The organism is Cryobacterium sp. PH31-O1, assembly GCF_030063455.1.
Taxonomy (GTDB): Bacteria; Actinomycetota; Actinomycetes; order Actinomycetales; family Microbacteriaceae; genus Cryobacterium.
The window spans coordinates 326,349-343,102 of record NZ_JASITB010000004.1 but is presented as its reverse complement, the minus strand read 5'-3'; the positions used below and the strand labels follow the sequence as shown (position 1 = coordinate 343,102).

Here is a 16,754-nt window from a genome sequence, read left to right as displayed (position 1 = left end):
AGCGGGAGTCCTCGAGAACGTGGCTGATAGCGTCCTCGACGACGTGGGTGACATGGGAGTCGGCGGCGTCTACGGAGTCGATGGCCGCTCGATTGCATACCGGATTAGCCCTGGCGGGCTTTCAGACGCGGGTTCTTCTTATTGATCACGAACACCCGGCCGCGCCGGTGCACGATTTGGGCGCCGGGGAGCTTCTTGAGCGCCTTGAGCGAATTGCGTACCTTCATGACCACTTCTTCCGTATTGAGAATGAATATCAATTAGGATAGCAGGCATGACATCGCCTGTATTCCTCACCGTGAACCTCGTGAGCGGCCTCGCCGGCTCCGGCAAGTCCTCCATCGCCCGCGCGAGCGGCCGAACGAGCATCAGCCTGGACGGCGCCGATCGGGGAGCCGTGAGCGGCGCCATCGCAGGCACCGGCACTCGGAGCGAGATCATGCTGGAGATCCACCCGTCCGCCGTGCCGCTCGAGGTTGCCGTCTCGGTCATGGCCGCCGGCGGCGACCTGGTGCCACACTCCGGCACCATCCGTCTGGGAAATTTCGTCAGCGTGCTCGATGCGTCCAGCTTCTGGCGGGATATACGCAGCGAAAAACTTGCGCCAGAACCCCCGGTTCCCTGCGCGGCCCACGGTGAGCACGACCGCACGGTGGCCGACGCCCTCGTGCAACAGATCGAGTGGGCCAGCGTGGTGATGATCAACAAGACTGACCTCTCCACCGCCGCCGACTGCGCGGATCTGCGCGACTTCGTGAGACTACTCAACCCGTCCTGCCAAGTCGTCTTCGCCCGTCACGGGCACAGCTCGGTCAGTGCGTGGTTGCCACCCCGGGAGGACATGCTGACCTGGCTGCAGCAGAGCCCCGGCTGGATCCGGCAGCTGAACGGCGAGGGGCTGTTGGCTTCAGGCCGCACCGGTCTCGGCTGCGTCGTTTACCGGGATCCCCGTCCGTTTCACCCGGGCCGCCTCGCCAGCTTCCTCAGCGACACGTCCACCGAGTCCGGTGAGATTCTCCGCTCCCGCGGACTGTTCAGACTGGCGTCGCGCCCGCACGTCGTCGGGTCGTGGAACAGCGCCGGTCCCACGATCGCGTTCGAGCCCACCAGCATGGGCAGCCATGACCCCGAATCACCCTGGGGCCAGGAGATCGCTTTCTTTGGCCGAAACCTCGACGGCGTCAGACTCACGGCGAACCTCGACGCGTGCTTACTCGACGATCGCGAATTCATCGGCGGTCCCTTCGAGTGGCGGAGCCTGACCGACCCGTTCCCGGCCTGGGACCTCGAGCGGGATGAAGACTGAACCGGCACCGCCCAGCGTCCGCAACGCACTTCAAGAGAGGCAACTATGACCAGCCCCCGCACTCACACCTCGACCGTTCCCGGCGCGAGCGGCCCACTCGTCGCTCTCTGCGCAGGACACCGCTGCGAGGCTCTGCACCGGCTGGCCGATGACCAGACCGGCACCGACAGAGTGCGCACCACGATTGTGAGCGGCCGCGGCGCCGTGCTCGTGTCCGCACCCTGCCTGGGAGCCTGCGCTAACGGGGCAGTCGCCGCTGTTGCCCGCCGCGACGGAGTCACCGGCACGACCGGACCATCCGTCTGGCTGGGTGGCGTGGACCGGCCCGCAATCCTGGACGCGCTCCTCGGGTGGATTCGCTCCGGCGGACCGCTGCCAGGCGAAATGCCGGCCAACGACGTACCCCTCACGCTGCAGGACGCCGTCCTCGGCATCGGCAAACCCATCCTGACGCACCGTAGTAAGCGTTAGGCAGAGCCGGCTGCACCGCCAGTGGCACGACCGAACGAAGGAGAGGCATCCGCTGTGCGGCAAGTTCCGGTGATCGCCCTCACGGGCCACCTTGGCGCCGGCAAGACCACGGTGCTCAATCACTTACTGGGCGCCCCGGGCGCGCGCCTGGGCGTCGTCATCAACGACTTGGGCGTCCTCAACGTCGATGCCGGGTTGGCGATCGGCCACATCAATGAGATGGCGGGCATCAGAGGCAAACGGGCGCATGAGCATCCGTTCGCGACTAGCGCTGGGCTCAAGCGAAGGGGTTCTTGCACTTTGTGCGTCGATGCACTTAGTGTAGGCAGGTGACAACGTCCAGCATCGCCCCTGATCGCCGCTCCGAACTCAAGGCTCGGTACCGCCAGGCCATTCTGGATGCCGCCGCAGCACTCATCCGCGAACGAGGCAAGCCGCAGTTCAGCGTCGACGAACTCGCTGAGCGTGCCGACGTCTCTCGGCGCACGGTCTTCAACCATTTCTCATCGCTCGACGACGTGATCATGACCACCTGCACCCAAGTGCTCACCGCCACCGTTGATGAATTTCGTGCGGCGACGGCATCCACTCCTGCTGGTGACGGTAGTCGCAACGGACTGTTCGACGAGCTCAGTGCGGCGCTGCGCAATATCGACCTGCCGCCCGTGGTCGCCTACCTCGCCGGAGTGCTCACCGTCGAGGGCGAGGACGGTCGTTCACGGCACAGCATCAGCGACGTCTTCACCCGCACCACCGAACAGCTCTCGACCGAGATAGCCGAACGCACGCGCGCGATTGACGAATTCGAGGTTGCGATCCTGGTGAGCTCGGTGATGAACGGCATCGCCGTGGTGTCTGGTCATTGGCTGGCCCGCACCGGCGGGGCGCTCGATTCGTCCTCACGCAGAGTGTGGAACGAACTACTCGACCGCCTCATTGCCACCATCCGCACCGGCTACGCGCCGCCCAACTGAGCCGGCTCCTTTCGATCTGGCGCCTCGATTCCGACGACGCGATGCGAGACGCCACCTCGGTCACCCGACCACACCCGACACGCAGAAAGTACCTGAGAACTATGGCTTCCCTTCTCTACCGTCTCGGGCGGTTCTCCGCCCGCCGAGCGTGGCCGGTTATCGTCGCCTGGATGGTCATTCTTGGCCTCGCGGTCGGTGCCTTCGCTGTCTTCGGCGGAACACTCACCTCGTCCGTCAGTATCCCGGGCACCGCTACCCAGAAAGTCAGCGACGAGCTCGCGGCGAAGTTCCCCTCGGCCAGCGGTGGGCGTGGCACGGTTATCTTCACCACAACGGATGACTCCACCTTCACCGCCGCACAAAAGACGGCAATCGGTGACCTACTAGCCCGCACGGTCGACCTCGACAGTGTGAAATCGGCGACGAACCCCTTCGATACCCAGGCTCAGATCGATGATCAGTCCCGGCAGGTTGTGGACGGCCGCCAGACGATCGCCGACGCAACGGCCCAGCTCAATGACGGGCAGGCTCAGATCGACGTGGCCACGGCCCAGGCCACGGCCGGGCAGGCGCAGCTCGACGCCAGCCGCACGCAGGCCGAGGCCGCGGGGCAACTCGCCGCCGCTCAGCCGACCCTCGATGCGCAGCAAGCCCAGCTCGACGCGGGTCTGACGGCGATTGCCGCGCAGCAGGCCACTCTCGACGCGAGTCGCACCGAACTCGAAACCCAGAGCACCACGCTGGAACAGGGCGCCGACCTGCTCGACCTGGCCGCGGGCATCCGTCAGGTATCGTCCGACGGGACCACCGCTGTTGCGAGCGTGCAGTTCGACACGTCGCTCAACTTGGTGCCGGCCGAGTCGAAGGAAGTCGTTGTCGCAGAGATGAACGACGCCGGGATCGACGGCGTCACGGCTGAAGTCTCCAATGACATTGCCTCCAGCATTCCCGAGATCCTCGGCCCGGGTGAGATCGGCGGCGTGATCGTTGCGGCCATCGTGCTGTGGGTCATGCTGGGAACACTGATCGGCGCGGGGCTGCCGTTGTTGAACGCGCTGATCGGCGTGGGCGTCGGTGTGCTCGCTTCCCTTGCACTGTCCGGATCCGTCGAGATGCTCTCCGTCACCCCGGTCCTCGGAGTGATGCTCGGACTGGCTGTCGGCATCGACTATTCGCTGTTCATTCTCAACCGGCATCGCACCCAGCTGAGTCGTGGTCTGCCCCTGCAGGAGTCGATCGGACTGGCCAACGGCACGTCCGGAAATGCGGTCGTGTTCGCGGGTGCCACCGTGCTCATCGCCCTGCTCGCCCTCAACCTCACCGGCATCCCCTTTCTCGGGCTCATGGGCACGGTCGGTGCTGTCTGCGTCTTCGTCGCGATTCTCATTGCGATCACGCTGACGCCGGCAGTGCTGGGCCTGGTCGGCACAAAGATTCTCACGAAGAAGGCCCGCGCCAAGGTTGGCCACGCCAGCAATTCTGCCCGAGTGCCGGTCAGGCCGATGAACACCGCGCGGGCCGTCGTCACGGTGGTCGTGGGCATCGTCGTGCTGCTCATTGTGGCCATCCCCGCGCTCTCGATGCGCCTCGGACTCCCCGCGGGCTCGTCCGAACCGCTGGGTTCGAGCGCTTACAACGCGTACAAACTGGCGGACGACAAATTCGGGGCCGGCGTAAACGGCCCGCTGCTCGTCGTCGCGGATCTTGAGACAGCCATCACGCAGGACGACCTGCTCGCCGAGCAGGTGCGCATCGGCGCCGCACTCCGAGCGGAGAATGACGTCGTCGCCGTCGCGCCGATCGGTGCATCCGACGATGATCTGCTTCTCGCTTTCCAGGTCGTTCCCGCAGAGGGGCCGAACAGCGAATCGACCGAGCAGCTGGTGCGCGACCTCCGTAGCCTCAACCTCGACGGTGTCACCTCCCTCGGTGTCGCCGGGAATGCATCCGGAAACATCGACGTGAGTGAAAAACTCGCCGCCGCGCTCCCGCTATACCTTCTCGTTGTCGTTGGGCTCTCGTTGATCATTTTGATCTTCGTGTTCCGCTCGATACTGGTGCCGATCACCGCAACCCTGGGCTTCGTCTTGTCGCTTTTCGCATCCTTTGGAGCGATCACGGCGGTCTTCCAGTGGGGCTGGCTCGGGGCAGTGTTCGGCATTCACGATCCGGGGCCGATCCTGAGCTTCCTGCCCATTCTCGTCGTGGGTGTGCTGTTCGGACTGGCGATGGATTACCAGTTGTTCCTGGTGAGCGGAATGCGCGAGTCGTACGTGCACGGCGCTTCGGCGCGCCTCGCCGTGCAGCGCGGGGTGCACGCCGGGCGTACCGTGGTCATCGCTGCCGCGCTCATTATGGCGTCGGTCTTCTCCGGTTTCATCTTCTCGAACTCGGTGATGATCCAGTCGATCGGTTTCGGGCTCGCCGGTGGTGTACTGCTCGACGCGTTCGTGGTGCGGCTGCTGATCATCCCGGCCGTGATGCACTTGCTCGGGGACGCGGCCTGGTGGCTGCCGAAGTGGCTCGATCGCATCCTGCCCAACGTGGATGTGGAGGGTGCGTCGCTCGAGCGGTCGCACCCGGCGCACCTGCCGAGCAAGCCCGAGCGCGTCACGACGTCGATCGGTTAGAAGAGCGTGTCGGGCGGCGGCAGCGCTGTCGCCCGACACTCGAGCCTTCTAAAGTTCGACCTTGCTGTTGTCGCCTCCGTCGAAGGGCTGGCCGGTGACCTTTGCCTTGACGAGACTGATCACCGAGGCAATACGCCCGCCGGGGGAGTCCCAATATTCAGCGCTGTCCGCGGTGAATTTTATGAGCACAGTGTTGGGGTCGTCGGGTCCCTCGGGGAACCACGCTTCGACCCATTGGTTCCACAGTTGACCGATTTTCTGGGAATCTTCGACGACTTCTGCGGTTCCGGAGAGGGAGACCCAGGTGTCGTTGGACGCAAAAGAAACCCCCACGATCGGGTCTGACGTTAGCTCTGTGACGGTGTGCGAATTTCGAGCGGCGATGAACCACAGGTCGCCGTCGAACTCTGCCTCCTGCACGGTCATCGGGCGAGCCACCAGTTTGTCGCCCGGGCCGGTGGTGGTGAGCATGGCGAAACGAAATTCTTTGACCAGTTTCGCTACCTTCTGGACATCGTTGGGGTCACTCATGCCTGCTCCTTCTGGATGCGTTGTGGCGCTGTTGCGCCATTCGCCAACCACAGTACCCAGATCCTGGTTTTCCGCTCTCGCGGAGGGTGAGTATATTAAACGGAAATCTATACTCTAAAATAGGAGTGCACACCGATCCGAGGAGATACCATGACCGCCGAACCGATCCTTATTGCTGCCGGGCCGAGCGCACACGCCCACGAACCCGCTGGGGCGACATGTACCTGCGGTCACGATGACAGTGAATCGATCGTCTTGGACAGCCGCACCATCCCGCACGCGATTCGTCACGCCGCGATCTTCGGCGCGCTGGAGGCAATTCAGCCCGGAATATCGCTTGACCTGATGGCATCGCACAACCCTCTTCCGCTGCTGGCCCAGCTCGAACGAAACCACCCGAACACGTTCAGCATCAGCTACCTGGAGAGTGGTCCCGATGTGTGGGCCCTGCGCCTGACCCGTATCGCCTAGCTGTCCGTCATGAAACCCAGCCTTAAACGCCGGCTGTGGCATCAGGTCACCGGCATGCTCGTGCCCGCTTGGCTGACCCTGGGGATTGTCAGCGTCGTTCTCTATCGGGCATCGTCGTTCGGGCCCTGGCTCATGGTGCACCTGCTGCTGCTCGGCGCGCTCTCGACGGCCATCCTGGTCTGGAGTCAGCACTTCGCCGACAGCCTGCTGAAGAACACCGCCCCCGGCGGCCGATACTGGCTCGGTGTTCGACTGACCGTTCACACGGTCGGTGCGGCGCTGGTGATGATCGGAATGACCGGGGTCTGGTTGCACGTTGTACTCACCGGGGGAATCCTGGTCGGGCTCAACGCGGTCGTGCACGCCACGATTCTCGTGCGACAGCTGCGCGGCGCACTCCCGGCCCGGTTCGCGCCACTGGTGCGGTACTACATTGCGTCGGCCGGATGCCTCGTGGTCGGTGTCACCCTCGGAGTTTTGATGGCCCATCCCGGCAGTACGGCAGCGGGTGACTACTACGAGCGGCTCTACATCGCGCACATCGGGTTAAACCTGCTCGGCTGGGTCGGTCTGACCGTCATCGGAACCGTCGCCCTGCTGCTCCCGACCGTTCTGCACTCCCGAGTACTGTCGACCACCCAGGCGGCCTCCCGGGCTACCCTGCCGCTTCTTCTGGCCGGACTGGTGGTTCTGGGTGCCGGCTCCTACGCGGACTCCCGAATCATCACCGCGGCCGGTGTGCTGATCTACCTGGTCGGCTTCGCTCGGGTGGGGCGGGAGTTGGCCGGTCATCTTCGCAGCTCACCCGCGGTCAGCTATGCCGGGTGGAGTGTCAGTGCCGCACTGGCCTGGTTCGCGCTGTGCGCGGTCGGTTTCGCCGTCGTAGTCGTCACCGCTGTTAGCTGGGCGGATGCCGCGGCCGGGCTCAAAGCGCTCGTGCCGTACTTCGCGGTCGGCTTCGGCGGCCAGATCATGATCGGTGCGCTGAGTTTTCTTATCCCGGTCGTGCTTGGCGGGGGACCGCGAGCGTTCAAGGCCACCGCGCACGAGCTCGATCGTGCCGGGCTGTTTCGAGTGAGCGTCGTCAACGGCGCACTCATTCTCACCCTTTTGCCGGTGCTCGACCTCGTCACCGCCGGGCTCTGGGCGGTTATCTTGACGACCCTCGCTGCGTTCATCGTTCTGATGGTGCGGGCCCTGCGCCTGAATCGAAAGACCCGTACTCCGCCGGGAGCGGGGCTTCCGCCCCTGGTCCGCGATGTCGCGGCCGTTCCCCCGCCGAAACCGCATTCTCGCACCGGCCCGTTGATCGCGGCTGTGGCGGTCCTCGCCCTCACCCTCTCCGTCGGCGTCGCGCTCGAGCCCGCCGGCACGACCCTCACCTCCGGAGATACCGGCCATACGACAACCATCGACATCACGATGATCGACACCCGGTTCAGCCCCGACAACATCGATGTGCCGGTCGGCGACACTCTGGTGATCACCCTCACCAACGCCGACACCATGCTGCACGACCTCGTCTTCGACAACGGAGTGGATTCTGGCTCGGTCGAGCCCCACGCAACGACGATCGTCGACGTCGGGATCATCGATGCCGACCTGGGTGGTTGGTGCTCGCTGGGCGGCCACCGGCTGCTCGGAATGCTGCTGACCGTGAATGCGATCGGTGCGGAGTCGACCGCCGCTGCCGATTCGAACGCTGACGCGGTGCCGAGCGATGCGTCGGCATCCGCTGCTGCCGACATCGATCCCACGGCCGTGCCGGGCGACGACTTCGTCGCGCGTGACGCGCGACTTGCGCCCGCGGCATCCGCTACCGTGCACGCGAGCACGATGACCGTGAGCAATACCGAAACCGAGGTGGCGCCGGGCGTTACGCAGATGCTCTGGACCTACAACGGAACGGCGCCGGGACCGACGCTGCGTGGCACGGTCGGCGACGTCTTCGAGGTCACCTTCGTTAACGAGGGAACGATTGGCCATTCCCTCGACTTTCACGCCGGTTCTCTCGCCCCGGACAAACCGATGCAGACCATCGACCCCGGCGAGGAACTCACCTACCGGTTCACCGCGACCCGGTCGGGAATCTGGATGTATCACTGTTCCACGATGCCCATGTCGGTCCACATCGCCAACGGCATGTTCGGTGCGGTCATCATTGACCCACCAGGGCTGAGGGCCGTCGAGCGGGAATATGTGCTGATCCAGTCCGAGTTCTATCTTGGCCAGCAGGGCGAGGAAGGCGACCCGGTCAAAGTGCAGATGCAGCTGCCTGACCTGCTCACCTTCAACGGCTACGCCAACCAGTATCTTGCGGCGCCGCTGACCGCGACCGTCGGCGAGACGGTGCGCATCTGGGTTCTCGACGCCGGGCCCAATGCGAACAGTTCCTTTCATGTGGTCGGTGGCCAGTTCGACACGGTGTTCTCGGAGGGCGAGTACCTTCTGCAGGACGGCGGCAGTACCGGAACGGGCGGGGCGCAGACGCTCGCGCTGGCACCAGCCCAGGGCGGCTTCGTCGAGCTCACCTTTACGGAAGCCGGTAACTATCCGTTCGTGAGCCACGTGATGTCGGATGCGGAGAAGGGCGCGCGCGGGCTGTTCGTCGTCGCCGGCTGAAAGAGCGGATGCTGCGCCAGTCGCCGAACCGCCAAAGTAGATGCGCGGAGGGGAGGTCGCTCCACCGACCCTGGACGACTATTAGCGATAACGGTAGGGAGCAAATAATACGGCAGCATAAAATAGAAGTCACCTGCACGAGGAAGTGGTGGCGCAATCATTTGGAATCGGTCCCGGCGTCGTGCTGACGCTCACGCGCACGTCAGTGAACCCGACGTGAACGCTGAGCTGCCCGACCTTGAGCGCACGGTTGACGAAGGCCTGCTCATCGCGCTTTCGGCGGTGCGAATGGCGGTGAAGAACGACATAATCGTCGGAGCACTACGAGAACACTTTGACTACGATCCCGCGCGGTACGCCGACAACGCCCGCAGCGAGTTGCATCGGCTGGCTCGGCAGAATGAAGAGTACGCCCGACGGGTCAGCCGCATGGGCAAAGACCTCGCAGCGATGAAGTGGCGGCTGAGCTTTACCGACGACCAACGACACGACCTCAAGCAGTTCGCGCTCAGGCTCCGGGTGCACGAGCGGTTGACGCTCGCCCTCGACGCCGTTGCCGATGATGACGACCAGGTAGCGCGCATCGTGGCCAGTGCGCAGCGGTCAGCGAGCGAGGAAGTCAGCTCGGCGGTCTCGTCGAAGCTCATCGAACTGGCTGTCGACCAGCGCGAGCCGGACTACGCTGAACATCGCGACGAACGCCTCGAAGCGTTCGTTCTTATCAACCTCGCGATTCTGAAAGCCAAGCACGACGCGGCGATTAGCCCTGAGTTCAACGAGTACTGATTGCCGTGATCGCCCGTGGTCCCGTCGGTCCGCAGCCTGATCGGTACTCGGCCCGTGGCCAAACTGGCTACTTGCCGAGAAAATGTCACTCCACAGCAAGTAAACAGATCCGATCGTTACAGTGCCCATTATGGGGGGACAAAAGTTTAGCCGTTCGGTAGGCCTGCTGGTCGCCGCGACTGCCGTCGGCGCCGCGACACTGCTCTGGGTGGCCGTCGCCTCAGACGAGCCCGTAGCGGGCCAAGCCGTCGACGAAGGCTTGCTCCTCGGTGTTTGGACCTACCTCTATGCCCTGGACATACCAGCCCCCCGAGTTCTGCTGGCCGCCGTTGCCTTGGCGATATTTTTCGCTGTAGGGGTTGCCCTGATCGAACGCCGGGTGACCAACAAATCGCGAAGGTCGTCGAACTACCGCAGGGCCCCGCTCGCTCCCAAGATCGTGATGGCAGCCACGCGCGGTGTTTTCGCTGGTCCCGTCGCCATCACCGTGTTGATTCCCGCCCACAACGAGGAAGCGTCGCTGCCGGCCACTCTCAGCTCGCTCTTGTCGCAGTCCCACCGACCCGAACGGGTCATCGTCGTCGCCGACAACTGCACCGATGGCACTGTGGCCGTGGCGCTGAAACATGGAGTCGAAGTTTATGAATCGCTGGGCAACACCAAGAAGAAGGCGGGCGCCCTGAACCAGGTTCTGGCCCGCATTCTGCCCGATCAGGGCGACAACGACATCATCATGATCGTCGACGCCGACACGACACTGGATGCTGGTTTTCTCGAGACCGGCGTCGCCCGTTTCACCAGTGATCGTGCGCTGATGGCCGTTGGAGGTTTGTTCTACGGCGAACCGGGCCGCGGAATACTCGGTCAGATGCAGCGCAACGAGTACGTGCGCTACTCCGCTCAGATCAAGCGCCGCCGCGGGATGGTCTTCGTGCTGACGGGAACGGCATCCATGTTCCGGTCCCGTGCGCTGCGGGCGGTCGCGAGCAATCGCGGTTCGACGCTCCCCGGACAAATCGGTGATGTGTACGATACCCAAGCGCTCACCGAAGACAACGAGCTGACGATAGCGTTGAAGTCGCTCGGGGCGCTCATTATCTCGCCGTCGGAGTGCACGGTAGTCACCGAGGTCATGCCCACACTGCGCAGCCTGTGGGTGCAGCGCCTGCGCTGGCAGCGCGGGGCTTTGGAAAACATCGGCGCGTACGGCATTACGCCGTCCACCCTGCGGTACTGGGCCCAACAGCTCGGCATCGGCTACAGCGCGATCGCCCTCTCGGCCTTTCTCTTTCTCATTGTTCTAACGCTGCTGTCGGTGGACGCCTGGGTGTGGTTCCCCTTCTGGCTGGGCATCGGCACCATCTTCACGACTGAACGTGTCGTCTCCGTCTGGAAGGGAGGCTGGGCGGCCCGCGCGCTTGCCGTCACGGTGCTTCCGGAACTGCTCTTTGATATGTACCTCAACGCCGTCTACGTCAAGGGAATCATCGACATCACGCTGGGACGGCAGGGAAGCTGGGGCCACGTGAAGCAGCCGATCACGGAGCGACCGGTGGTGATCACATGATCAGCATGATGTTGATGCCCCTGGGGATTCTGCTGCCGGGGTCGGTACTGCAATCCGACTTCTTCGCCATCCTCGCGACCTTCGTCGCCATCAACACGGTGATGTACGCGGCACTTGCGATCGCGAAGATCCTGCCGCGGGTGTACCTCGGTGACCTCATGCCGGGCCAGCGACGTCGCCTCGAAACCCGAAGCATCTACCCCCAGACTGATCCGGATACCGTCGCGACGCCACGCGACGGCGAAGAATCCGAAGTCACCGCGTGAGGAAAGTCTGCACCGCGTGAGTCGTTAATCGATCGACCGCGGGTGAACTCAGGGCAACGAAGAGGCCGCCGTTGAGCACGACCGTAGCCCAGAACGCCTCGCGAAAGCTTTTCTTCTGGGTCTTATGGCGCAACACCTGCTGCGCCACGATGGCACCAGGCCAACCGCCGATGAAGCCCCAGACCAGCAGGGTGCGTTCCGGCACTCGCGAGCTGCCGTTCCTCGCCCGCCGCTTGTCCGTGGCGTACAGCACAAAACAGATCAGGCTGGCGATGAGGTAGAGTCCAGCCACCCAGAGCGGACGGGGCCAATATGCGGCGACGATCAGGTAGACCACGGCAAAGACGACGATGGCGAGGTAATTGCCCGGCCCCGCAGCGCGGCGGGAACGGGCGATGACCATCACCCCATGCTAGAGGTCACAGCCCCGACAGAAACCGTTGCCACACGTGGCGGCGCTCGCCGCCGGTGTCGCACTCGTCGAGTGCACCCGGTGTGGGAGCGGGCGGCGCGAACGAAGGCTAGAACAAAAATGTTTGGCGTAGCGCTGGGTTCCCCGATCTGTCGAACCGTGCTTCAGATTGCTACCGATATTCCGGGTTCGGCTCGAACCCGAAGCGCTCGCCGCGGTCCCAGTCCTGGCGCAGGTTGCCGAAGGCCGGAATGCCGCCGTTCTTCTTTAGGATCGAGGCGAGGTGCATGAGATTCCAGCTCATGAAGGTTGTGTTGCGGTTGGTGAAGTCGTTCTGCGGGCCGCCCGAACCCTCGTCGAGGTAACTCGGGCCAGGTCCGATTTCGCCGATCCAGCCGGAATCGGCGGCGGGTGGGATCGAATAGCCAACGTGCTGAAGGCTGTAAAGCAGGTTCGACGTGCAGTGTTTCACGCCGTCTTCGTTGCCGGTGATGATCGCCCCGCCGACCTTGCCGTAGAAGATGTATTGTCCCTTCTCGTTGTATTCACCCGAGTGAGCGTAGAGCCTTTCCACAATGCGTTTGGTCACCGAGCCGTTGTCGCCGAGCCAGATCGGACCGGCCAGCACGAGGATATCGGCGGCTTGCACCGTCGCAAATAGCGACGGCCAGGCATCCGCTGGCCAACCGTGTTCGGTCATATCGGGGTAGACCCCGGTGGCGATGTCATGGTCGATGGCACGAATGAGGTCGACCTGCACTCCCTGTTCCCTCATGATTCGGGCGCTGAGGTCAACGATTCCCTGGGTGTTGCTCACCTCCGGGCTGCGTTTGAGGGTGCAGTTAATGAAGACGGCGCGCAGGTCGGAGTAGTCAAAGGATTCTCGTTCGGTACGACTCGTCTCGTTCACCCGGTTAGTAAAGCACCCGACTGCAAGCGATAACAGGGGTTGATTTTGCCGGCGTTGGCGCGTTCGAACCGGGCCGCGGCGCGAGGAGCCTCCGTTAGCTGGTATAGTTTTCAAGTTGTCTCCGGGCGTTAAAGTTCGCGGGATTGACATGCGCTCGTAGCTCAACGGATAGAGCATCTGACTACGGATCAGAAGGTTGGGGGTTCGAATCCCTTCGGGCGCACAAGAAAACCCCCGCAATCATTGGGATTGCGGGGGTTTGTTGTTTGTCCCGAAAATTCAGTCGCCACTTTCATTCGCCACATTGGGTCCGACAAGGTCGCCAAGTATCTCTGAGTTGTCGACAATTTTGCGGCCCTTCTTGCCGATGTAGTACTTCGCGGTGACCTTCGAGCCGCCAACTACTGCGACCGCATGCCCGAGCTGCGCTGACGCGGCAGCAAGGCCTGATTCGTTCTCAATCCAGGTCGCGACGGACGCGCGGAGGGACTTCATCTCTGCCCAGACGAGTGGGGATTCGGTGCGGGCTGCGCGCCATGACCGGGCGATATTGTGTGAGTTCACGAAGTTTCCGGTCCCGGTAGAAAAGATGTATTCTGCGTGTCCATTGAGTTTCGCCTGCCGCTGGAGAGCGTCGAGGGCGAAACGAGGCAAGGTGATTGTGCGCATGCCCGCGGGGGTCTTGGTCCGAGGCTGGAATCTAAGGCCGAGTCCGTCCAGCTCGACGAGGGTTCCGCACACGGCGACCGTTCCCTGCTCGTAATCGACGTCGGAGTGCCGCAGCCCTAGGAGCTCGTTGATTCGTAGCGCAGTCCCGCCCAGAATTTCAACGACGTCCGTAAGTACAAAGGAACGGTCTCGTTGTGCGCCACCGAGGCCGGCGCGGGCCGTGCGCCAGTCAACTATCAACTGCCTCATCTTCTGAAAGTCCTCAATAGTGAGAACTTCAGGTTGTTCGTGCTCGGGTCGCTTCACTTTAGGTGTATCCATCACCAAGTTGTGTGGGAGCGCCTTGTCCAGCACAGCGTCCGCGAGCACTTGCTGAAGCATCCATCTTGCTCGGCGAGCCAAGGACGGCTGGGTTTGAGCGAGCGTCGTGAAGTAGCGCTTGAGTCGGCCCGCATCGAGGTTACCGACCTCGGTGTTGCCATACTTAAATAGGAGTGACTGCCTCGCAGTTTGACGATACGTATCCCGAGTCTGTGCCCGGCGTAGCGGGTCGCCATCGATTGACCGCAACCACAGCGCGATGGCATCCCTAACTAGAGTTTCAGGCTCAATCTTCTCGATGGCCGTGGTGAACTCGGGTCGAATTGTCACGCCATCGACATCCTTGGTGGGTCTGCGCTTGCGTACCGGCTCTGTCGCGGTGAGCAATTTGGCTTTCAGGGCAGCTATCGCGAAGTCGTCGTCAGCTCCTTGAGCTGTAAACGGATACAGTTTTCCACCGATCTCGAAACGAATACGAGCTTTCGCTTGCACATTTCCGTTCGGGAGCGGTCGAGTAGATATTTTGCCAAAGGGCGTGCCGCCGACGCCAAGCGTGCGGTTAGCCACGAGCGGCGGCCTTTGCCGAGGTCTTGGCAGCGATTTTGGCAACGATATTGGCTGCCTTGTTTCCGCCGCCGGTGAACCAAGAATCGACGGCTTGCTCTGTGAATCTCAGGTGGCGTCCGACGAAATATCCTTCAGGACCTCCGCCGACGGAACGCCACTTGTACAGAGTCGCGAGGGGGACGCGGAGCCGATTGGCGACCTCATCGGCGGTGAGGAGCGTCGCCCTGGGCGACGTGTGGGTAATTAAAATGGTCATGGTTCTGTGCTTCCGGTTCGATGTGCGGATCGAGGTGTTCCGCGGTCCACACACGTCATGCGCGGCATCTGCCAGGTTTCTGCGAGAACCCAACGAGCTTCGTCGTGACTCCGGTGGCCCACGGCGGCCTCGCATCGAGGGGAAGACTCGTCGGCTCGCGAGTACGGCCGCGCTCTATGCGAAGCAAAGCGTCACTCGGGCTAAGTAAGCTCGTACGGTCCGAGTTCTCGATCAAGCACCACGGAGCCCACCGAATCATGACAAAGGAACACAATCTCTCCGACAGATTGTCTACAGTCGAGGCCCAGCATGGCGTCGCGCATGCTCTCGCTTCTATCTATCTCGGGAACAGCTTCGAGTCCATCGAGCGGGATTCCGGCGGTTGGTGCGAAGTAAGGTCGTCATCAACGAACGGTGACCCGGAAACCACAGCGCGCATCGCCCTCGCCGGGCCATGCGCTGATCTGGCGAAAGAGCTCCGGGACGGTGAGGACGTTGACCCAGACCAGCGTGGCCGTGAGATCTACGGAGACGAGACATATGAGGACTACCAGGTCACCATGATGCTTCGTGCGGTCGACAACTGGATGTATGACGCTCTCGATGCCGAAGAAGACGAAGCCAATGACGTCGTCCGAACGGACGGTTGGGTCGAACGGGTCGCGCCTTGGACCTATGCCTTCGTCGCCGTCAATTACGACCTAGTCGTCGAGGGCTCCAGGATGCTCATGGAAGCCGATGACGTCCTTGCCTACGAACCATTCGTCGACCGGTTCAAAGACCGAATCGTGACAGTCACGCCAGCCGATTTGGTTGATCCCGCACGGTTGCTGAAATGGGCACCCCTCGACTCTGTGGACAAGGCCATCGCTGAGCACAACGAGTACTAGCCTGACCAGTGCGTAGCGTCGCGGAATCGATAGAACCCCTATCGGCTAAGAATGTGCTGGACGACCAGACTGGGTTCAGCTGCCAAGTCGCGATACTGGGAGAGCAGGCCACGGTTGCAAACCACTGATGAGCTTTGCGCGGTTGGAATGCCGTCATCTTCAAGGAGGAGTCGGACCATTGCCGCGTACATTGCTTCGGACGGGTTAAAGCCCGTTTCTGTGGTGCTCGCGAGGATGGGCCTGTCGAGGGCAGGCTTAGGGGCAAGCTCGTCTCCCCAGATGGTTTCAATTTCCGCGGCGTATGAGAGTAAGAGCCTCAGAAGGCGGTCATTTGTGCTCCACTCGTCAATAATTTCGGCTGCGGTGTAGTCAGAATCGTTGTTCGTCATGGTCGTTCCTTAGGGTGGCTGTACTCGAATGATGTAAATTTTTCGACGGCAGGTATCTGCCGCCCCGTAGTCCATGCGCGGCACCTGCAAGCTTTGCCAGAGTTATTACAAACTCGAACGAGTAATTTTGGCAACGCTGGTCCTGCAATGTCCTGCGCCCGCGTGGAGGTCCGTCACAAGAGTCATGCGTAGACAGAGACCGAGATTTCGAAAACAATCTTAAAGGTAGGGTTCGTGTACCTTGCTCTTGCCGTTGACGTGACCCGCATCTACCATCCCCAGCTTCTTTAGGCTGATCAGTAAGTGCGCCGGCGTACGCGCCTCGAGAATCAAAACATTGCCTTTTACGGCGGTCCGTTTTGTCCGTGCCCGCGCGTCCGAGGATTGCACGAGCACGAGGGGCGCCGCGCAACTCCACACACCAGCGCTTGGGCCTCGTCCGGCTTTGTTTGCGCGCAACCGATCTCGCTCCCATGTCGGCGCCGTATCTTCATTCCACTTGCCCTCCTCTATCGCGTGCTCGATCAGTCCCTCCTGACATGCGGTGGCGGCCGCGAGGAGGAAATTGTGTCGGAGCTTCGCGCGCGCCGCATGATCAGCTCCCTCGGAGCAGCCCAGTACGAGGCCCTCGATAAGCGTTTCGGTGGAGGTGGACACCCACAACTGCCCGTCGGTGAGCAGGCCGGTCACGTAATAGAGGGATGCGTCTTTCATAT

Annotated in this window: 19 protein-coding genes and 1 tRNA gene; 12 read left to right on the top strand and 8 right to left on the bottom strand. The window is 62.6% G+C overall.

The genetic code is table 11. From position 1 onward, the window contains the following. Positions 1 to 104: 104 nt before the first annotated feature. Entirely contained in the window at positions 105 to 227 is a 123-nt protein-coding gene (ykgO, locus tag QMK31_RS10880) for a type B 50S ribosomal protein L36 (RefSeq protein ID WP_088455075.1), read from the bottom strand. A gap of 47 nt (positions 228 to 274) precedes the next feature. Between ykgO and QMK31_RS10875 the strand changes: the two genes are divergently transcribed. The 5 genes from QMK31_RS10875 to QMK31_RS10855 all read left to right on the top strand — a co-directional run bounded on the left by QMK31_RS10875 (position 275) and on the right by QMK31_RS10855 (position 5,381). Then, complete coding sequence (locus tag QMK31_RS10875; protein WP_283500958.1) at positions 275 to 1,306, top strand: GTP-binding protein; 1,032 nt, start codon at positions 275 to 277, stop codon at positions 1,304 to 1,306. Between the two features lie 45 nt (positions 1,307 to 1,351). Next, complete coding sequence (locus QMK31_RS10870; RefSeq protein ID WP_283500956.1) at positions 1,352 to 1,777, top strand: (2Fe-2S) ferredoxin domain-containing protein; 426 nt, start codon at positions 1,352 to 1,354, stop codon at positions 1,775 to 1,777. 21 nt (positions 1,778 to 1,798) lie between these two features. After that, positions 1,799 to 2,110 (top strand): GTP-binding protein, encoded by a 312-nt coding sequence (locus tag QMK31_RS10865; RefSeq protein WP_349361557.1) that lies wholly within the window; start codon positions 1,799 to 1,801, stop codon positions 2,108 to 2,110. Further along, entirely contained in the window at positions 2,107 to 2,751 is a 645-nt protein-coding gene (locus QMK31_RS10860; RefSeq protein ID WP_283500955.1) for a TetR/AcrR family transcriptional regulator, read from the top strand. The genes QMK31_RS10865 and QMK31_RS10860 overlap by 4 nt, the downstream gene beginning before the upstream one ends. A 101-nt stretch (positions 2,752 to 2,852) precedes the next feature. After that, entirely contained in the window at positions 2,853 to 5,381 is a 2,529-nt protein-coding gene (locus tag QMK31_RS10855) for an MMPL family transporter (protein ID WP_283500954.1), read from the top strand. 48 nt (positions 5,382 to 5,429) lie between these two features. Here the strand turns inward: QMK31_RS10855 and QMK31_RS10850 are convergent, their stop codons facing one another. Then, complete coding sequence (locus QMK31_RS10850) at positions 5,430 to 5,912, bottom strand: pyridoxamine 5'-phosphate oxidase family protein (RefSeq protein ID WP_283500953.1); 483 nt, start codon at positions 5,910 to 5,912, stop codon at positions 5,430 to 5,432. A gap of 150 nt (positions 5,913 to 6,062) precedes the next feature. Between QMK31_RS10850 and QMK31_RS10845 the strand changes: the two genes are divergently transcribed. The 5 genes from QMK31_RS10845 (at position 6,063) to QMK31_RS10825 (ending at position 11,624) form a co-directional block, all read left to right on the top strand. Further along, entirely contained in the window at positions 6,063 to 6,383 is a 321-nt protein-coding gene (locus tag QMK31_RS10845) for a DUF2249 domain-containing protein (protein WP_283500952.1), read from the top strand. Positions 6,384 to 6,392: 9 nt separating this feature from the next. Beyond that, entirely contained in the window at positions 6,393 to 9,005 is a 2,613-nt protein-coding gene (locus tag QMK31_RS10840; RefSeq protein ID WP_283500951.1) for a multicopper oxidase domain-containing protein, read from the top strand. Between the two features lie 216 nt (positions 9,006 to 9,221). Further along, on the top strand, positions 9,222 to 9,791 hold the full coding sequence (locus tag QMK31_RS10835) for a hypothetical protein (protein ID WP_283500950.1): 570 nt from the start codon (positions 9,222 to 9,224) through the stop codon (positions 9,789 to 9,791). Between the two features lie 130 nt (positions 9,792 to 9,921). Next, positions 9,922 to 11,358, top strand: a complete 1,437-nt coding sequence (locus QMK31_RS10830; protein ID WP_283500949.1) for a glycosyltransferase family 2 protein — start codon at positions 9,922 to 9,924, stop codon at positions 11,356 to 11,358. A 5-nt stretch (positions 11,359 to 11,363) separates the two neighbouring features. Continuing rightward, positions 11,364 to 11,624, top strand: a complete 261-nt coding sequence (locus QMK31_RS10825; RefSeq protein WP_283500948.1) for a hypothetical protein — start codon at positions 11,364 to 11,366, stop codon at positions 11,622 to 11,624. Here the strand turns inward: QMK31_RS10825 and QMK31_RS10820 are convergent. Further along, complete coding sequence (locus QMK31_RS10820; protein ID WP_283500947.1) at positions 11,614 to 12,027, bottom strand: DUF1294 domain-containing protein; 414 nt, start codon at positions 12,025 to 12,027, stop codon at positions 11,614 to 11,616. The genes QMK31_RS10825 and QMK31_RS10820 overlap by 11 nt on opposite strands. Before the next feature lie 181 nt (positions 12,028 to 12,208). After that, on the bottom strand, positions 12,209 to 12,946 hold the full coding sequence (locus QMK31_RS10815; RefSeq protein WP_283500946.1) for a flavodoxin family protein: 738 nt from the start codon (positions 12,944 to 12,946) through the stop codon (positions 12,209 to 12,211). A 150-nt stretch (positions 12,947 to 13,096) separates the two neighbouring features. Between QMK31_RS10815 and QMK31_RS10810 the strand changes: the two genes are divergently transcribed. Continuing rightward, a tRNA-Arg gene (locus tag QMK31_RS10810) sits at positions 13,097 to 13,169 on the top strand. A gap of 56 nt (positions 13,170 to 13,225) precedes the next feature. Here QMK31_RS10810 and QMK31_RS10805 read toward each other — a convergent pair. Both QMK31_RS10805 and QMK31_RS10800 read right to left on the bottom strand, forming a co-directional pair. Then, entirely contained in the window at positions 13,226 to 14,503 is a 1,278-nt protein-coding gene (locus QMK31_RS10805) for a tyrosine-type recombinase/integrase (protein WP_283500945.1), read from the bottom strand. Beyond that, positions 14,496 to 14,759 carry a helix-turn-helix domain-containing protein gene (locus QMK31_RS10800; protein ID WP_283500944.1) on the bottom strand — a complete coding sequence of 88 codons (264 nt, stop codon included), beginning with the start codon at positions 14,757 to 14,759 and terminating at the stop codon, positions 14,496 to 14,498. The genes QMK31_RS10805 and QMK31_RS10800 overlap by 8 nt, the downstream gene beginning before the upstream one ends. Positions 14,760 to 15,016: 257 nt before the next feature. Between QMK31_RS10800 and QMK31_RS10795 the strand changes: the two genes are divergently transcribed. Continuing rightward, the gene (locus QMK31_RS10795) at positions 15,017 to 15,649 is read left to right on the top strand and encodes a hypothetical protein (RefSeq protein WP_283500943.1); all 633 of its coding nucleotides are present in this window, start codon (positions 15,017 to 15,019) and stop codon (positions 15,647 to 15,649) included. A gap of 38 nt (positions 15,650 to 15,687) precedes the next feature. Here QMK31_RS10795 and QMK31_RS10790 read toward each other — a convergent pair whose 3' ends face one another. Together QMK31_RS10790 and QMK31_RS10785 are read right to left on the bottom strand one after the other, a co-directional pair. Continuing rightward, the gene (locus QMK31_RS10790) at positions 15,688 to 16,038 is read right to left on the bottom strand and encodes a hypothetical protein (RefSeq protein WP_283500942.1); all 351 of its coding nucleotides are present in this window, start codon (positions 16,036 to 16,038) and stop codon (positions 15,688 to 15,690) included. A gap of 219 nt (positions 16,039 to 16,257) precedes the next feature. Beyond that, entirely contained in the window at positions 16,258 to 16,752 is a 495-nt protein-coding gene (locus tag QMK31_RS10785) for a hypothetical protein (protein ID WP_283500941.1), read from the bottom strand. Between the last annotated feature and the right edge of the window lie 2 nt (positions 16,753 to 16,754).